The organism is Kitasatospora sp. NPDC085879 (assembly GCF_040686255.1).
Taxonomy (GTDB): domain Bacteria; phylum Actinomycetota; class Actinomycetes; order Streptomycetales; family Streptomycetaceae; genus Kitasatospora.
Window position 1 is genome coordinate 58,919 of record NZ_JBFBJZ010000039.1, and the last position, 16,527, is coordinate 75,445.

6 protein-coding genes are annotated in these 16,527 nt (G+C 76.1%); all 6 read left to right on the forward strand.

Annotation, left to right across the window (positions count from 1 at the left end; genetic code table 11):
- Genes AB0P35_RS26765 through AB0P35_RS26790 form a run of 6 tightly spaced genes read left to right on the forward strand, consistent with a single transcriptional unit; the run spans nucleotide 1 to nucleotide 16,414 of the window.
- Nucleotides 1-954 carry an ornithine carbamoyltransferase gene (locus AB0P35_RS26765; RefSeq protein WP_363515340.1) on the forward strand — a complete coding sequence of 318 codons (954 nt, stop codon included), beginning with the start codon at nucleotides 1-3 and terminating at the stop codon, nucleotides 952-954.
- Entirely contained in the window at nucleotides 951-2,243 is a 1,293-nt protein-coding gene (locus AB0P35_RS26770) for an MFS transporter (protein WP_363515343.1), read from the forward strand. Before AB0P35_RS26765 ends, AB0P35_RS26770 begins: the two co-directional genes overlap by 4 nt.
- On the forward strand, nucleotides 2,240-8,038 hold the full coding sequence (locus AB0P35_RS26775) for a type I polyketide synthase (RefSeq protein ID WP_363515346.1): 5,799 nt from the start codon (nucleotides 2,240-2,242) through the stop codon (nucleotides 8,036-8,038). The genes AB0P35_RS26770 and AB0P35_RS26775 overlap by 4 nt, the downstream gene beginning before the upstream one ends.
- Nucleotides 8,035-10,509 carry a lantibiotic dehydratase gene (locus AB0P35_RS26780; protein ID WP_363515349.1) on the forward strand — a complete coding sequence of 825 codons (2,475 nt, stop codon included), beginning with the start codon at nucleotides 8,035-8,037 and terminating at the stop codon, nucleotides 10,507-10,509. Before AB0P35_RS26775 ends, AB0P35_RS26780 begins: the two co-directional genes overlap by 4 nt.
- Nucleotides 10,506-15,578: an amino acid adenylation domain-containing protein gene (locus AB0P35_RS26785; RefSeq protein WP_363515352.1), complete on the forward strand. Its 5,073-nt coding sequence runs from the start codon at nucleotides 10,506-10,508 to the stop codon at nucleotides 15,576-15,578. The genes AB0P35_RS26780 and AB0P35_RS26785 overlap by 4 nt, the downstream gene beginning before the upstream one ends.
- A gap of 44 nt (nucleotides 15,579-15,622) precedes the next feature.
- Complete coding sequence (locus AB0P35_RS26790) at nucleotides 15,623-16,414, forward strand: alpha/beta fold hydrolase (protein ID WP_363515355.1); 792 nt, start codon at nucleotides 15,623-15,625, stop codon at nucleotides 16,412-16,414.
- Nucleotides 16,415-16,527: the final 113 nt, after the last annotated feature.

Sequence of the window (16,527 nt, forward strand, 5' to 3'; positions counted from 1 at the left end):
ATGGCCCCGACCCCCTCCCGGCCCGAGCGCCGCGACCTGCTGTCGCTGCGCGACCTGACCGACGACCAGGTGCGCCACCTGGTCCGCCGCGGCGTCGACTTCGCCGAGGGCCGCGCGGCCGACCCGGCCGTCGCCGACGCCATCGTCGGCATCTACTTCCGCAAGACCTCCACCCGCACCCGGACCTCCTTCTCCGCCGCCGCGCTGCGCCTCGGCGCGAAGACCATCGCCTACGGCCCGGCCGACCTCCAGGAGAACACCGGCGAGACCCCGGAGGACACCGCCCTCGTGCTGTCCGGAATGCTCGACTGCCTGGTGGCCCGCACCGCCGGCAGCGACCGGGAACTGCGCGTCCTCGCCGCGCACCCCGGCATGGGCGTGATCAACGCCATGAGCGAGACCGAGCACCCCACCCAGGGCCTGGCCGACTGCACCATGATGGCCCGCCGGTTCGGCCGGATGGACGGCCTGCGCGTGCTCTACGCGGGCGAGGGCAACAGCACCGCCACCGCCCTGGCGCTGAGCGCGAGCCGGTTCCCCGGCGTGCGGCTGGAGCTGCGCACCCCGCCCGGCTACGGCGTCGACCCGGACATCCTGGCCGAGTCCCAGGCGCACGCCAAGCGCAACGGCGGCGAGGTACTGGAACGCCACGACATGGCCGACCTGCCCGAGCGGCTCGACGCGGTCCACACGGCGCGCTGGCAGACCACCGGCTCCAGCAAGGCCGACCCCGACTGGCGCACCGGCTTCGAGCCGTTCCGCGTCGACGCCGCGGTGCTGGCCGCCACCGGAGCCACCGTCTTCATGCACGACCTCCCCGCCCACCGCGGCGAGGAGGTCACCGCCGAGGTCCTGGACGGCCCGCGGTCGATCGCCTTCCCGCAGGCCCACAACAAGCTCTTCGGCGCCATGGCCGCCCTGGAGTGGAGCCTCGGCGGAGGTGGGGACGCATGAGTGCCCCCGCCGTCACCCGGCCCGCCGAGGACCTGCCCGCCCCGCCCCCGCCGCTCGGCCGCAACCGCGACTACCGCATGGTGTGGACCGGCTCCGCGGTCTCCGCCCTGGGCAGCAGCATCACCAGCCTCGCCTACCCGCTGCTCGTCCTGGCCGCCACCGGCTCGCCCACCAAGGCCGGCCTGGTCGGCTTCGCCAACACCCTGCCCAACCTCGCCCTGCCGCTGCACGCGGGCGTCCTGGTGGACCGGTTCGACCGCAAGAAGCTGCTGATCCTCTGCGACGCCGTCCGCGCGCTCTGCCTCGGAAGCGTCGGAGCCGCCCTGCTGCTGGGCCACTTCTGGCTCTGGCACGTCCTCACCGTCTGCCTGATCGAGGGCGCGTTCACCGTGCTGGCCGGCATCGCCGGCCAGGCGGCGATCCGCAACGTGGTCCGCCGCGAGGACCTGGACCGCGCCTTCGCCCGCAGCGAGGCACGCGACCGCGCCGCGATGGTCGTCGGCAAGCCGCTGGGCGGCCTGCTCCTCGGCGTGACGCGCAGCCTCCCGTTCCTCGCGGACGCCGCCAGCTACCTGGTCTCGCTCGCCGCCCTGCTGCTGGTGCGCCGCCCCTTCCAGACCGCACGCACCGAACGGCCCGCCGAGGCCCGGCAGAGCGCGGCGGCGGAGATCAAGGAAGGCGTCCGCTGGGTGCTGAGCCAGCCCTTCGTCCGGATCGCCTCACTGCTCGTGGCCGGCAGCAACCTGCTCTTCCAGGCCCTCTTCCTGGCCGTCATCGTGCTGCTGCACCAGGCCCACGCCTCCGACACCGCGATCGGGTACGTGCTCGCCGCCGCCGGTGTCGGCGGCGCCGCCGGCTCCTTCTGCGCCACCTGGTTCCGGCGGAGGCTGCCGCTCGCCGTCGTCGTGATCGGCGCCAACTGGATCTGGGCGCTGCTCGTCCCGCTCGTGGGGCTGACCCGCAGCCCGCTGGTGATCGGCGCGACGGTCGCGGGCCTGGCCTTCGTCGGACCGGTGTGGAACGTCGCCGTCGAGGTCTACCGCCTGACGATCACCCCCGACGAGATCCAGGGCCGCACCACCTCCGCCGTGACCCTGGTCGCCTTCGGCGCCCTCCCGCTCGGCTCGCTCGCCGGCGGCCTGATGCTCAGCCACCTGTCCGGGCGCGCCACCGTGCTGTGGCTGTCCGCCCTCATGGTCCTGCTCGCCCTCGCGGCCACCGCCAGCAAGGGCGTCCGGACCGTGGCCGTGCCCGGCCGCGGCCACGTCCGGCAGGAGGACACGCGATGACCGGATCACCGCGCCCCGCACCCGCCGAGACCACCGAATCCCGCAACGCCAAGGAGACATCGATGCACGACCGCGCACAGGACGGCATCGCCGTCATCGGTCTCGCCGGGCGCTTCCCCGGCGCCACCAACGCCGACGAGTACTGGGCCAACCTGCTCGCCGTCAAGGACTGCGTCACCGCGCTGACGGACGACCAGCTGCTCGCCGCCGGCGCCGCCCCCGAGGACGTCGCCGACCCCGCCTACGTCAAGGCCGCGCCGCTCGTGCCCGGCATGACCGAGTTCGACGCACCGCTGTTCGGCATGAGCGAGCGCGAGGCCCAGGCCCGCGACCCGCAGCAGCGCCTCTTCCTGGAGACCGCGTACGCCGCCCTGGAACGCGCCGGCGTCGACCCGGGCAACGCCCGCCACCGGATCGGCGTCTACGCGGGCGGCGCCACCAACCGCTACGCCGACCTCAACGTGCGCCGGAACGCGGACGCCGTCCGCACCTACGGCGAGGTCGGCATCCAGACCACCAACCACAACGACTACATCTCCACCATCGTCTCCTACAAGCTCGGCCTGGACGGCCCGGCCATGACCGTGGCCACCGCCTGCTCCACCTCGCTGGTCGCCGTCCACCTCGCCTGCCAGGCCATCGCCGCCGGCGAGTGCGACATCGCCATCGCCGGCGGCGTCGAGGTCGAGATGCCCTACGCCACCGGCTACCGGTGGGTGCCCGGCAGCATCTACTCCCCGGACGGCCTGTGCCGGTCCTACGACGCCGACGCGGGCGGCACGACCTTCGGCAGCGGCGTCGGCGCCGTCGTGCTCAAGCGCCTGGAGGACGCCGAGACGGACGGCGACCACATCCTCGCCGTGCTGCGCGGCTCGGCCATCGGCAACGACGGCGACCGCAAGGCCGGGTTCACCGCACCCAGCGTCGAGGGCCAGCTGACCACCGTCGCCGAGGCACTGGCCATGTCCGGGGTGGACCCGGAGACCATCGGCTACGTCGAGGGCCACGGCACCGCCACCCAGCTCGGCGACCCCATCGAGGTCGAGGCACTCACCCGCGCCTTCCGCCGCTACACCGACAAGTCCCAGTACTGCACCCTGAGTTCGGTCAAGTCCAACATCGGCCACCTCGGCCCGGCCGCCGGCATCGCCGGACTGATCAAGGCGGTGTACGCGGTCGAACGCGGCGTGATCCCGGGCACCGCGCACTTCCGCAGCCCCAACCCGCGCATCGACTTCGCCGCCACCCCCTTCCGCGTCACCGGCGAGACACTGCCCTGGCCCGAAGCGGCGCACCCGCGCCGCGCCGCGGTCAGCTCCTTCGGCATCGGCGGCACCAACGCCCACCTCATCCTGGAACAGGCAGCCCCCAGGACCGTGCCCCGGCCGGAGGACGGCCCGGTGCTGCTCACCCTCTCCGCCCGCACCCCCGCCGCGCTCGGCCAGAGCGCGGACCGGCTCGCCGCCCACCTCAGCACCTCGGGCGACGCGCTGACCGACGTCGCGCACACCGTCACCACCGGCCGCCGCGCCCTGCCGCACCGGCGCGCCGTGGTCGCCGCCGACCCCGACGACGCGGTCGCCGCGCTCCTCACGGCGGCCGACACCGCGGGCGGCACCGAACCCGTCCGCTCCGAGCGCCCGGTCGCCCTGCTGTTCCCCGGCCAGGGCGCCCAGTACCCGGGCATGGCCCGCGAACTGCACCGCACCCAGCCCGAGTTCCGCGCCGCACTCGACCACTGCCTCGGCGTGCTGCGCGGCGAGGTCGACGCGGACCTGCACCACCTGCTGCTCGACGCCGACCCGGACGACCAGGCGGCCGAGCAGGACCTGCGCCGCACCGAGGCGGCCCAGCCCGCACTGTTCGCCGTCGAATGGGCGATCGCCAAGCTGCTGGAGTCCTTCGGCGTGCGACCGGCCGCACTGCTCGGCCACAGCGTCGGCGAACTCGTCGCCGCGACCCTGGCCGGGGTGTTCGAGCCGGACGACGCGCTGCGCCTGGTGGCCGCCCGCGGCCGGCTCGTCCAGGCCACCGACCCCGGCGCGATGCTGGCCGTACCGCTGGCGCCCGACCGGCTCGGACCCTGGCTCGACGAGGTGGAGCTGGCCGTCGTCAACGGCGCGAACGCCAGCGTGCTGGCCGGCACCGCCGACGCGATCGACCGCGTCGAGACCCGGCTGACCGCCCAGGGACACCGCTGCACCCGGCTGCGCACCTCGCACGCGTTCCACTCCCGCCTGGTCGCACCGGCCGCCGCCGCGCTGGCCGCCGCCGTCGCCGACACCCCGCGCAAGGCCCCCACCGTCCGCCTGCTCTCCAACGTCACCGGCACCTGGATGACGGACCGCCAGGCCACCGACCCGGAGTACTGGGCCGAGCAGCTCCGCGGCACCGTCCGCTTCCACGACGGCGTGCAGGCGCTGCTCGCCGACGAGGCACTGCTGCTCGCCGAGGCCGGCCCCGGCCAGAGCCTGACCGCCCAGCTGCGCCGGCTGCCCGAACTGCGCAGCCCCCGCCGCGCGGCCGTGCCGCTCGCCCCGCGCCGCGGCCAGGAGCAGGACACCACCCGCACCCTCCTCGCGGCGGTCGGACGGCTCTGGGAGCTGGGCGCGTCCGTCGACCGGCACGCCGTGGACGCGGCCGTCACCGGCGGCCGGGCCCGCGTCGTACCGCTGCCCGAGTACCCCTTCCAGCACCGGTCCTACTGGATCGCCCCGGACCCGGCGCCGACCCCGGTGCCCGCGCCCCTCGCCGCGCCCGTGCCCGCCGCCACCGCGCCGGCCGAGGCCCCGTCCGTCGACGACCGGCTGACCGTCCCCGGCTGGCGGCTGCTCGCGCCCGCACCGCGCCACACCGGCACCCCCGCCGACCGCAGCTGGCTGATCCTCTCCGACGGCCACGAGACCGCCCCCGCCCTGGCACGGCAGCTCACCCAGGCGGGAGCCCGGGTCACCAGCGCGGTGCTGACCGACCCGGTCGACCCCGCCGCCCTGCGCACGCTGCTGCGCGAGGCCGTCGACGGCGACGGACGGCCGCTGGAGATCGTCGGCTGCTGGTTCGCCGACCCGTCCGACCCGCCCGGCTCGTCGGCTCTGCAGGCCGCCGACCGGTGGCTGCGGACCGGCCTCACCCCGCTGATCCACCTGGTCCGCGCGGTCGCCGACGTGTGCCCCGGCCGCCAGGTCCGGCTCACCGCCGCGAGCAGCGGCATCTGGGACGTCTCCGGCACCGACCCCCTGGTGCCCGCCCGCGCCACGGCCGTCGGCCTGCTGTCGGCGGCCGCCAAGGAGTCCGAGACGCTGCGCACCCGGGTCGTCGACGCCCCCGCCCCGGGCAGTCCGGCCGAGACGGCCGCACTGCTCGCCGAACTGGCCGACGGCGACGGTGCGGAGCACCTCGTGCTGCGCGGCAGCCGCCGCTGGGTCCCGGCCCCGGTCGCGGTGACCGAACCCGAGGACGACGGGTTCGCCGCCATGGTCCGCCCGAACGGCACCTACCTGGTCACCGGCGGCCTCGGCGCGCTCGGCCTGGTCGCCGCGCGCGAGCTGGCCTCCGTCGCCCCCGTCCGCCTCGCCCTGCTCGGCCGGCGCGGCCTCCCGCCGCGCGAGGAGTGGAGCCGGCTCATCGCCGACCCCGCCACCGGCAACGGCGTCCGCGACGCGCTGCGCACGATCGAGGAGCTGGAGAAGGCCGGCAACACGGTGCTGCCACTCGCCGCCGACGTCGCCGACCGCGCCTCGATGACCGCGGCGCTGGAGCGGGTGACGTCCGAACTCGGCCCGGTCCTCGGCGTCGTGCACTCCGCGGGCGTCGCCGGCGGCGGCATGCTGGCCCTGAAGGACCCGGACACCGCCCGCCGGGTCCTCGACCCCAAGGTCACCGGCACCCTGCTGCTCGACGAGCTCTGCCCCGACCTGGACTTCATGGTGCTGTTCTCCTCCGTGGCGGCGGTCACCGGAGAGTTCGGCCTGTCCGACTACGCCGCCGCCAACGCCTTCCTCGACGCCTTCGCCCACCAGCGCTCGCGGCGCGCCCGCACACTGTCGATCAACTGGCCGTCCTGGGCCGAGGTCGGCATGGCGGTCGACAACAGCGGCTCCGCCTCCGGCGCCTTCCGGGCCCTGCAGAGCGGCCGGGCCGAGGCCGCCGCGCCGCACCCCTTCCTGCACCGCCGGACCACCGCCGCCGACGGCACCGTCGAGTTCGAGGCACTGCTGGACGAGCGGCACTGGCCGCTCGACGAGCACCGGATCGGCGGCGCCGCCGTGCTGCCCGGCACCGCGTACGTCGAGATCGCCCGCGCGGCGGCCCTGGCCGCCGCACCGGCCGACGCCACCGGCCCGGTCGAGATCGCCGACCTGATGTTCACCACGCCCGTCGTGGTCGCCGGCACCCAGACCCTGCGGGTCGCCCTGACACCGGACGGACCGTCCTGGCGCTTCGCGGTCACCACCCCCGGCGCCGACGGCACAGTCCGCAGCCACGCCACCGGCACCGCCCGGATCCGGACCGATGCCGCGGCGCCCGGCCGGGTCGGGCCGTCGGAGCTGCTGGCCCGCTGCCCGCAGCGGGTGGAGACCCCGGCGTACGACGCCAGCGAGGGACTCGTCTCCGGCGGACCGCGGTGGCGCAACGTCGTCGCCGTCCACGAGGGCGAGGGCGAATCGCTGGTGGAGGTCCGGCTGCCGGCCGGGCACACCGCCGACCTCGCCGAATTCGGGCTGCACCCGGCCCTGCTCGACGGCGGCACCGCGTTCGCCGTCCGCACCGGCGACACCCGGGCACTGCCGTTCTGCTACCGCCGCGTCCTGGTGCACGCGCCGCTGCCGGAGCACTTCTACGCCCACGTGCGCACCGCACCGGGCGACGGACCGCGGATGCTCGTCCGCGACATCACCCTGATCGACCCGGACGGCGGGGTACGGGTGGAGATCGAGGGCTTCGGCATGCGGGTCGTCGACGCCGGGCTGGTCCGCAGCGCCACCGCACAGGCGGCCGCCGCCGCTCCCGCCGCGACGCCCGCCCCCGCTGCCGCACCGGTGCCCGCACCGGTATCCGCGCCGACGCCGCGCATCGAGAACGCGCTGACCACCGAACACGGCGCCCGCCTGTTCCGCGCGCTGCTCGGCACCGACCTCGGCCCGCAGGTCGTGGTCACCACCGAGGGCCTGTCCCGCAAGCTGGCCAGGGCCCGCTCGGTGACCGCCACCGCGATCGCCGCCAACCGCCGCACCGCCGCCGCCCCGGCTGTCCAGGCCGCCCCGACCCCGGTTGCACCGGTCGCGCCCGTCGTGGCGGTGTCGCCGACGCGGGACGAGTTGTTGGTGCTGTGGCGTGAGGTGCTGGGTGGGGAGGTCCGGGAGGACGAGGACTTCTTCGATGCGGGTGGTGACAGCCTGGTGGCGGTGCAGTTGGCGTCGCGGGTGCGTGGCGAGTTGGGGGTGGAGTTGCCGATCTCGGCGCTGTTCGACCATCCGACGGTGGCCGAGTTGGCGGTGGTGGTCGACGGTCTGCGCGGTGTCGTGCCGGCTGCCGCGGCTGTTGTGGCCGAGCCGGTCGTGGCGGTGTCGCCGACGCGGGACGAGTTGTTGGTGCTGTGGCGTGAGGTGCTGGGTGGGGAGGTCCGGGAGGACGAGGACTTCTTCGATGCGGGTGGTGACAGCCTGGTGGCGGTGCAGTTGGCGTCGCGGGTGCGCGGCGAGCTGGGCGTGGAGCTGCCGATCTCGGCCCTGTTCGACCACCCGACCGTCACCGAACTCGCCGTGCTCGTCGACGAGATGAAGGTGGCCCGATGAGCGCCGCGGCACTCCTTCGCGAAGCGGCCCCCGCCGCTCTGGCCGGCCACCAGCTGGCGCTCGCCGGAGGCGAGTTCGCACTCTGGCGGACCTGCTCGCTGCGCGGGGCCGGCATGCCGGTCGACTGGATCGACGCACTCGCCGACGACGCGCTCTGGCAGCGAACCCTCGACCACCTCGCCGCCGCCGCCGAGGCCTCGGCCGCCCCCCAGCCCGCACCCGGCCGGGCGGGCAAGGCCGAGCGCGCCGCAGCCCGCCAGGAGCAGCAGCAGCGGGACGCGGCCTACCGTGCCGGCTTCGCCGAGGCGGTGCTGCGCCAGGCCACCGCCGTCCAGGAGTTCGCCCGCAGGCCGTTGGTCCGCGAGGCCGTCGCCTGGCAGAACCCGCGCTTCGCGGGCGACGCCCTGGAGTCCTTCTGCCGTGCCGCCGACCCGGGCGGCCGCAACAGCCGCTGGCGGCAGCGCGAGAAGACCGTCGTCGGCTACCTGCAGCGCTACTGCACCAAGAACGACACCATCGGCTTCTTCGGCCCGGTCGGCTGGGCCGAGCTGAGCGAGGACCGGGTGCCGCTCGCGGTCGATCCGGGTCGCGGACTGCTCGCGGAGCGCACCGTCTACTGGGAGAGCTGGGGCATCGACCTGCTCGGCGAGGTGCTGACGGAGCGCCACGGCCTGCGGCCGCACGTGCCGCCGCGCCGCAACCCCAGCGTCCACGTCGACGGCGACACCGTGCTGCGGCCCTACCGCAGGGCCCTGGAGCTGCCGCCCGCGCAGGCCGCCGTGCTGCGGGCCTGCGACGGCCGCGCCTCGGCGCGCGAGATCGCCGAGGAGCTGACGTGGCTCGGCGCACCGGGCCTCACCACCGAGCAGGACGTGTACGCGGCCCTGGAGCGCCTGGTGCGGCAGGGCGTCGTCACCTGGGACCTCGACGTGCCGTTCGGGCGCGACCCGGCGTCGGGGCTGCGCGAGATGCTGGCCCGCATGCCCGCCGGGCCGGCCCGGGACACGGCGCTCGCCGAACTCGGCGAGGTCGAGCGGCTGCGCGGCCGGGTGGCGGCCGCCGGCGGCGACCCCGCCGCCGTACTGGGCGCCCTCACCGACCTGGCCCGGGACTTCACCGAGCGCACCGGCCAGGTGGCCTCGCGCCGGGCGGGGGAGACCGGCGCCGGACGCACCCTCCTCTTCGAGGACGCCAGGCGGGCCGCCACGGCCCGCCTCGGCGGCGACCTGCTGGCCGACATCGGGCCCGCACTGGACCAGGTGCTGCGCTCGGCACGCTGGTTCACCGCGGCGGTGGCCGACGGCTACCGGGCCGAACTGGACACGCTCTACGACCAGGCGGTCCGTGACGCGGGCAGCCCCCGGATCCCGCTCTCCACCCTCACCTTCCTGCTCGGCCCCCGCCTGGTCGGCGACGGTGCCAAGCCCACCGACGAGCTGGCCGGCGAGCTGCGCGCCCGCTGGGACCGGGTGCTCGGACACCCCGCCGAGGGATCCCGCCGGAACCTGTCCTCCGCCGACCTGGCCGACGCCGTGGCCGAGGAGTTCGGGTGCGACGCCCCCGGATGGACCGCCGCCCGCTACCACAGCCCGGACCTGCTGATCGCCGCGCCCGACGCGGCCTCGGTCCGACCCGGTGAGACCCTGGTGGTGCTCGGCGAGCTGCACACCGCGCTCAACACCCTGGAGGGCAGGCTCTTCGTCGAGCAGCACCCGGACCCGGCGTCCCTGTGGGACATGGTGCGGGCCGACGGGGTGCTGCCGCGGATCGTGCCGATGCTCCCGAAGAGCTGGCGGGCGGTCGGCTCACGCACCTACCCGCCGCTCACCATGCTGCTGCCCGAGTACACGTACTGGTCGCCCGGCCAGGACAGCGGGGGAGCGCCGGGCGAGGTGCTGCCCGCCGCAGGCCTCCAGGTGCACCGCGAGGACGGCCGGCTGGTGGTGACCGCCCGCACCGGCCCGTTCCGCGCCGACCTGATCGAGGTGCTGGGCGAGCTGATCTCCATGGTCACCGTCACCCGCTTCGGCATCCTGCCGACCCGGGACCACACCCCCCGGGTCACCGTGGACCGCCTGGTCCTGGCGCGGGAGACCTGGCGGCCCGCCGCCGGGGAGCTCCTCGTGCCGGCCAAGGCCGACGAGGCCACCGAGTACCTGGAGACCGTCCGCTGGCTCACCGAACACGGCGTCCCGCGCCGGTTCTTCCTGGTCGCGCCGGTCGAGGAGAAGCCCACCTACATCGACACCCGGAGCCCGCTGCTGGTCCAGTTGCTGGCGCGCACCGTACGCCGCACCGCCGAGCAGTACGGGCCGGACACCCGGATCACGGTGTCCGAGATGCTGCCCGACGGCGACGACTGCTGGCTGCGCGACGAGCACGGACAGCGGTACGTCAGCGAGCTGCGCGTGGTCGCGGTCGACCGGCGCCTCCCCGAGGCCGCCCGCAACGAAGGAGAGCAGGAGAGTTGAGCACCGCGACCGTCCCGCCGCCGCGGACCGCCCCCGAGAGCGCCGCCGCCGAGTACACCGTGCCCCGGGTGCCCCGGGAACCCCGTTCGGAGTCCGCCACCCTGCACGGCCTGGTGGCCGAGCAGGCCCGGCGCACCCCGAACGCTCCCGCACTGATCCCGGCCCGCCCCGAGTGCGGCGAACGCACCCTCAGCTACGCCGAGTTGGATGCCCTCGCCGACCACCGCGCGGCCCGGCTCGTGGCCGACGGCGTCCGCCCCGGCGACATCGTCGCCCTCTGCCTGCCGCGCGGCGTCGACCTGCTCGCCTGCCTGCTCGCCGTGCTGAAGGCCGGCGGCGCGTACGTCGCGGTCGAGCCCGACCACCCGGCCGACCGGCTGCGCCGCATGCTCGCCGACGCGGACGTGCGCACGGTGCTGGCCGCACCCGTCGACCGGCAGCGGCTGCACGCCTCGGGCGTGCTGCCGCCGGACGCCGCCGTGCTGACCCCCGGACAGCTGGACGCGCCGGGACCGCTCGCCCCGCTGCCCGCCCTCGTCCCGGAGGACGCCGCCTACGCGATCTTCACCTCCGGATCCACCGGGCGCCCGAAGGGACTGACGGTCGGCCACCGCGCCATCGTCGACCGGGTCCGCTGGCTGCGCGAGCACACCCCGCTGGACACCGGCGACCGGGTGCTCCAGAAGACCTCGTACAGCTTCGACGTGTCGGTCGGCGAGATCTTCTGGCCGCTGGCCTGCGGCGCGGCACTGGTCGTACTGGAGAGCGGCGCCCACCGCGACCCCGCGAGGCTCGCCGAGGCCGTCCGCGAACACCGCGTCTCCGTCCTGCACTTCGTGCCCTCCATGCTGGAGGTGTTCCTGCTCGAACCCGCCACCGCCGCACTGCCGCCCCTGCGCTACCTCATGGTCGCGGGCGAGGCGCTGCCCGAGCACCTGGTCGCGGCCGCCCGGCGGGTGCTCGACACACGACTGCTCAACCTCTACGGCCCCTCCGAGGCGACCGTCTACGCCACCGCCTGGACCTGCCCCGAGCAGCAGCCGTACGGGAAGGTGTCCATCGGCACCGTCCTCGACCGGGTCACCGCCGTCGTCCTGGACGAGCACGGCGACACCGTCCCGCCGGGCGTCCCCGGCGAACTGCACCTCGGCGGCCGGGGGCTCGCCGACGGCTACGTCAACCGCCCCGAGCTGACGGCCGACATGTTCGTCCCCGACCCCGCTGGCCCGCCCGGCAGCCGCCGCTACCGCACCGGCGACCTGGCGGCCATGGACGCGGACGGCGTGATCGACTACCTCGGCCGGATCGACCACCAGGTGAAGATCCGCGGATTCCGGATCGAACTCGGCGAGGTCACCGCGGCACTGCTGGACAGGCTCCCGGTCGCCCAGGCCGCCGTGCTGCCCAACGGCTCGGAGGAACTGGTCGCCTACCTCGTACCCAGGCCCGGCACCGTCGCCCCGGACGCCGAGGAGGCCCGGGCGGCGGTCGCCCCGCTGCTGCCCGACTACATGGTGCCCGGCCGGTGGTTCGTCCTCCCGGAGCTGCCGCTCACCCCGAACGGCAAGCTCGACCGCGCCGCACTGCCCAGGCCGGCCGCGGCCGAACACCCGGCCGCCCCGCCTGACGCGGACACCCTCACCGGCCTGTGGTGCCGCACCGTCGGCCCGGCCGACGACCCGGACGCCGACGCCTTCGCCCTCGGCGCCAGCTCCCTGGCCGTCGCCCGCCTGCTCGCCTCCGTCCGGGCCGAACTCGGCGTGGATCTGCGCTACGACGTCTTCGCGGCCCGCCCCACCCTCCGCGCGCTGACCGAGGCCGCCGCCGGCGCCGTACCCACCGCCCCGGGCGAGACCGGCATACCCACCGGCCTGCGCCCGGACCCGGCCCGCGCCCCGCTCCACCCCGGACAGCGCCGCCTGTGGCTGCTGGACCGGCTGCGCCCGCTCGGCCCCGGCTACAACGTCCTCGCCCTGCGCCGTCTACGCGGCCCCCTCGACCCGGCCGCGCTCGACGCCGCCTTCCGCGACGTCGTCGACCGCCACCAGGCGCTGCGCACCACCATCCGCGCCGAGAACGGCGTCCCCGTCCAGCACATCGCCCCGCGCGCGGAGACCGGACTGACCGTCACCGTCCTGCCGTCCGACCGCCCGGAGGCCGCGCACGCCTGGGCCGACGAGCTCGCCGCCCGCGAGCTGGACATCGCCGACGGCCCGGCGTACCTCGCCGGGCTGGCCCGCGGGGCCGACGACGACCACTGGCTGCTGCTCTCCCTGCACCACCTGGTCGCCGACGGCTGGTCCCTCGAAATCCTGCTGCGCGACCTCGGCGACTGCTACCGGGCCCGGACCGGCCGGGCCCTGCCGCCGCCCCCGCCCGCCGCACAGTACGGCGACATCGCCGCCTGGGCCGAGCGGCAGGCGGGCGGGGCACGGCACGAGGAGGCGCTCGACCACTGGCGCACCCGGCTCGCCGACGCACCCACCACCCTGGACCTGCCCTGGCGCGGCACACCGGAGCCGCCGCGCGGAACCGCGCTGAGGCACAGCCGCACCCTGCCGCCGGAACTCAGCGAACGGCTGCGCGCGGCCGCCCGCCACGAGCGCGTCACCCCCGCCGCCCTCGCGCTCGCCGCCTACGCGGTCACCCTCTCCCGCTGGACCGGCACCGACGACCTGCTGATCGGCACCCCGCTCGCGGGCCGTGACCACCCGGATCTGGCCGACGCCGTCGGCTTCTTCAACCAGACCGTCGTGCTGCGGATGGAACTCGCCGGACTCGCCTCCGGGCGGGCCGCGCTGCGCGCCGCCGCCGGTGAACTCGCCCGCGCCACCGCCCACCAGCAGGCGTCCTTCGACGAGGTGGTGGCCGCCCTCGGCGGCCCGCGCGACCCGGGCGGCAACCCGCTGTTCCAGGCCTGGTTCAACGTCCTCAACTACCAGGAGCAGCGACTCGACCTGCCCGGCGTCGAGGTCGAGCCGCTCCCGGCACCGCTGCCCGGCGTCCTGTTCGACCTCGGCCTGTACGTCGCCGACCAGGGCCGGGACGTCACGGTCGAACTCGTCCACGACCAGGACCGCCTCGACGGCGCCGACGGCGAGCTGATCCACCGCCACATCCTGGACCTGCTCGAACGGATCGCCACCGACCCGGCGGCGCCGCTCGCCGACCCGGGGGCCCTGCCCGCCGTACGCCGCGCCGGGGCACCGGCGGCGGCCGCCCCGCTGGCCGCGCGGATCGCGGACCACGCCGGGCGGACCCCCGAGCGGCCCGCCGTGCACGGGCCCGACGGCAGCCTCGACTACCGCACCCTGGTCGCCGGGGCAGAGGAACTCGCGGAGGTCCTGCGCGCGCACGGCGCCGGCCCGCACACCGCGGTCGCCGTCCACGGCGCCCCGGACACCGGCTTCCCCGTCGCACTGCTCGCGGTGCGGCGCACCGGGGCCGCCGTGGTCGTCCTCGACCCCGCCCACCCGCCGCAGTGGCGCGCGGCCCAGCAGGAGCAGGTCCGGCCGGTCGCCGTGGTCGCACCGGTACCGGGCCGGCCGGGCGAGCTGACGGTGGAGTCCACGCCGTGGACCGGAACCGACGCGCGGCTGCCCGACCACGGCGCGCAGCCCGCCTACGTCTCCTTCACCTCCGGCACCACCGCCCGGCCCCGCCCGGTGATCGGGGCCGAGCCGCCCGTGACGGCCTTCCTCGACTGGTACGCCCGGCGCTACGGCCTGACCGCCGAGGACCGGTTCTGCCTGCTCTCCGGCTACGGGCACGACCCCGCCTGGCGGGACCTGTGGACCCCGCTGTGGCTCGGCGCAGGCCTGCACATCCCCCCGGCCGAGGTCCGCGCCGAACCGCACGCCCTGCTCGGCTGGCTGCGCACCGAGCGGGTGACGGTCCTCCACCTGACCCCGGTCACCGCCCAACTGCTGGTCGCCGCCGCCCGGGACACCGCCGACACCCTCGACGCGGTGCGGCTGGTCTGCTTCGCCGGAGACGCGCTGCCCTGGTCCACGGTCGCCGCGGTGCGCCGGCTCGCGCCGCGGGCCCGCACCGTCAACTTCTACGGTGTCACCGAGACCCCGCAGGCGGCCACGGCACACGAGATCGGCGAGGTGCCGGCCGTCGACGGCACCGTCCCGGTCGGGGCCGCGGGGGCGGCGTCCGAGCTGGTGCTACGCCGGCCCGACGGCAGCTGGGCCGCACCGGGCGAGCGGGCCGAGATCTGGGTGCGCTGCACCCTGCCCACGCTCGGGTACCTGCACGACCCCGGGACGACCGCCGCCCGCTACCTGCCCGACCCGTGGGGGGAGCCGGGGGCCAGGCTGGTGCGCACGGGGGACTTCGGCCGGCTCCGGGCGGACGGCACCGTCCAGGTGGAGGGCCGGACCGACGCCCAGGTGAAGGTGCGCGGCAACCGGGTGGACCCGCGCCAGCTGGAAGCCTGCCTGCGCGGGCTGCAGGGCGTCGCCCACGCCCTCGCCACCGCGGCCACCGTGCAGGGCGCCGTCCGGCTGGTCGCGGCCGTCGTCCCGGAGGAGCGCGTGGCGGGCGAGGTCACCGCCGCGTCCGTGCGCGCCCGGGTCCGGGCGGTGCTGCCCGGACCGCTCGTCCCCGAGACCGTCCTGCTCCTGCCCGCGCTGCCGGTCACCGCGAACGGCAAGGCAGATCTCGCCGCCGTACGGGCGCTCGCCGTGGCGGAGGCGGAACAGCCGCGCGCCGACGGCGGGCACGACCGGCCGGCCGGCCCCGCCGGATCGGGGAGCGCGGCGGCCCTGCGCCGGCTCTGGGAGGAGGTCCTGGGGGTGTCGGGCTTCGGCGACGACGCCAACTTCTTCGACCTCGGCGGCACCTCGCTGACCGTCCTCCAGGTCCACGGCCGCCTCACGGAACTGACGCAGCGCGAGGTCCCGGCGGTGGCACTGTTCCAGTACTCCACGGTCCGCGCGCTGGCGGCCTTCCTCGACGAGGGGGCCGAGCACGTGGACGGCGGCCGCGACCGCGTCCGGGAGCGCTCCGGCTGGGCCTCCCGCGAGGCGGCACAGCGCCGCCGCGCCGCCCGCCGCGCGTGACCGCCACCGCTACCGACACCGATACCGACAGAGGAGGTCCCCCCGTGCTCGTCGACACCGCGCCCACCGCCCGGGCCGCCCGGTGGTTCCCCTACGGCCCGCCACGGCCCGGCCAGGGGCTCCCGCTGTTCTGCCTGCCCTACGCCGGAGGCGGGGCCAGGATGTTCCGGAGCTGGACCCGCCTGCCGGCCGAGGGATTCCAGCCGGTGCCGATCCAGCTCCCCGGCCGCGAGGAACGGCACGGCGAGGTCCCGGCGGTGCGGATGCCCGACCTGGTGGCGGACCTCGCGCAGGCGCTCGCGCCCTACGCGGACGGCGAATACGCGCTGTTCGGGCACAGCATGGGCGCGACGCTCGCCTACGAGCTCGCCGGCGCCCTCGTCGCGAACGGGGCCGCGCCGCCGCGCACCCTGTTCGTCTCCGCCGCCTGCGCCCCGCACCTGCGCCGGATCCGGCCGGACATGCACCTGCTGCCCGAGGGCGAGTTCGCCGACCAGATCCGCCGACTGGGCGGAACCCCGTCCCAGCTCCTCGACACCCCGGGCTTCGCGGAGCTCTACCTGCCGCTGCTGCGCGCGGACCTGGAGCTGGTGGCGAGCCACCAGCACACCGCACCTGCCCGGCTCCTACCGAGGATCAGCGCGTTCGGGGGCGCCGCCGACCGGGCCGTGGAGCCGGCCGCCGTCCTGGCGTGGCAGCGGTACGCGCGGCATCGGTTCCGCAGCCGCATCCTGCCGGGCGGCCACTTCTTCCTGCACGACCAGCAGGCCGCGGTCCTGGAGGGGATCCGCCGGGACCTGCGCGACACCGCCGAGCCGGACGGAGGAACCCGCTGACACCCGGCGTGCGGGGCCCCGGCCCCGGCGCCCCCCCCCCCCCCCCCAACCACCGAAACAACACGCACACACCCCGAATACGCACCAGAGCCAGGGGCCCGCGCCCCGTCGCA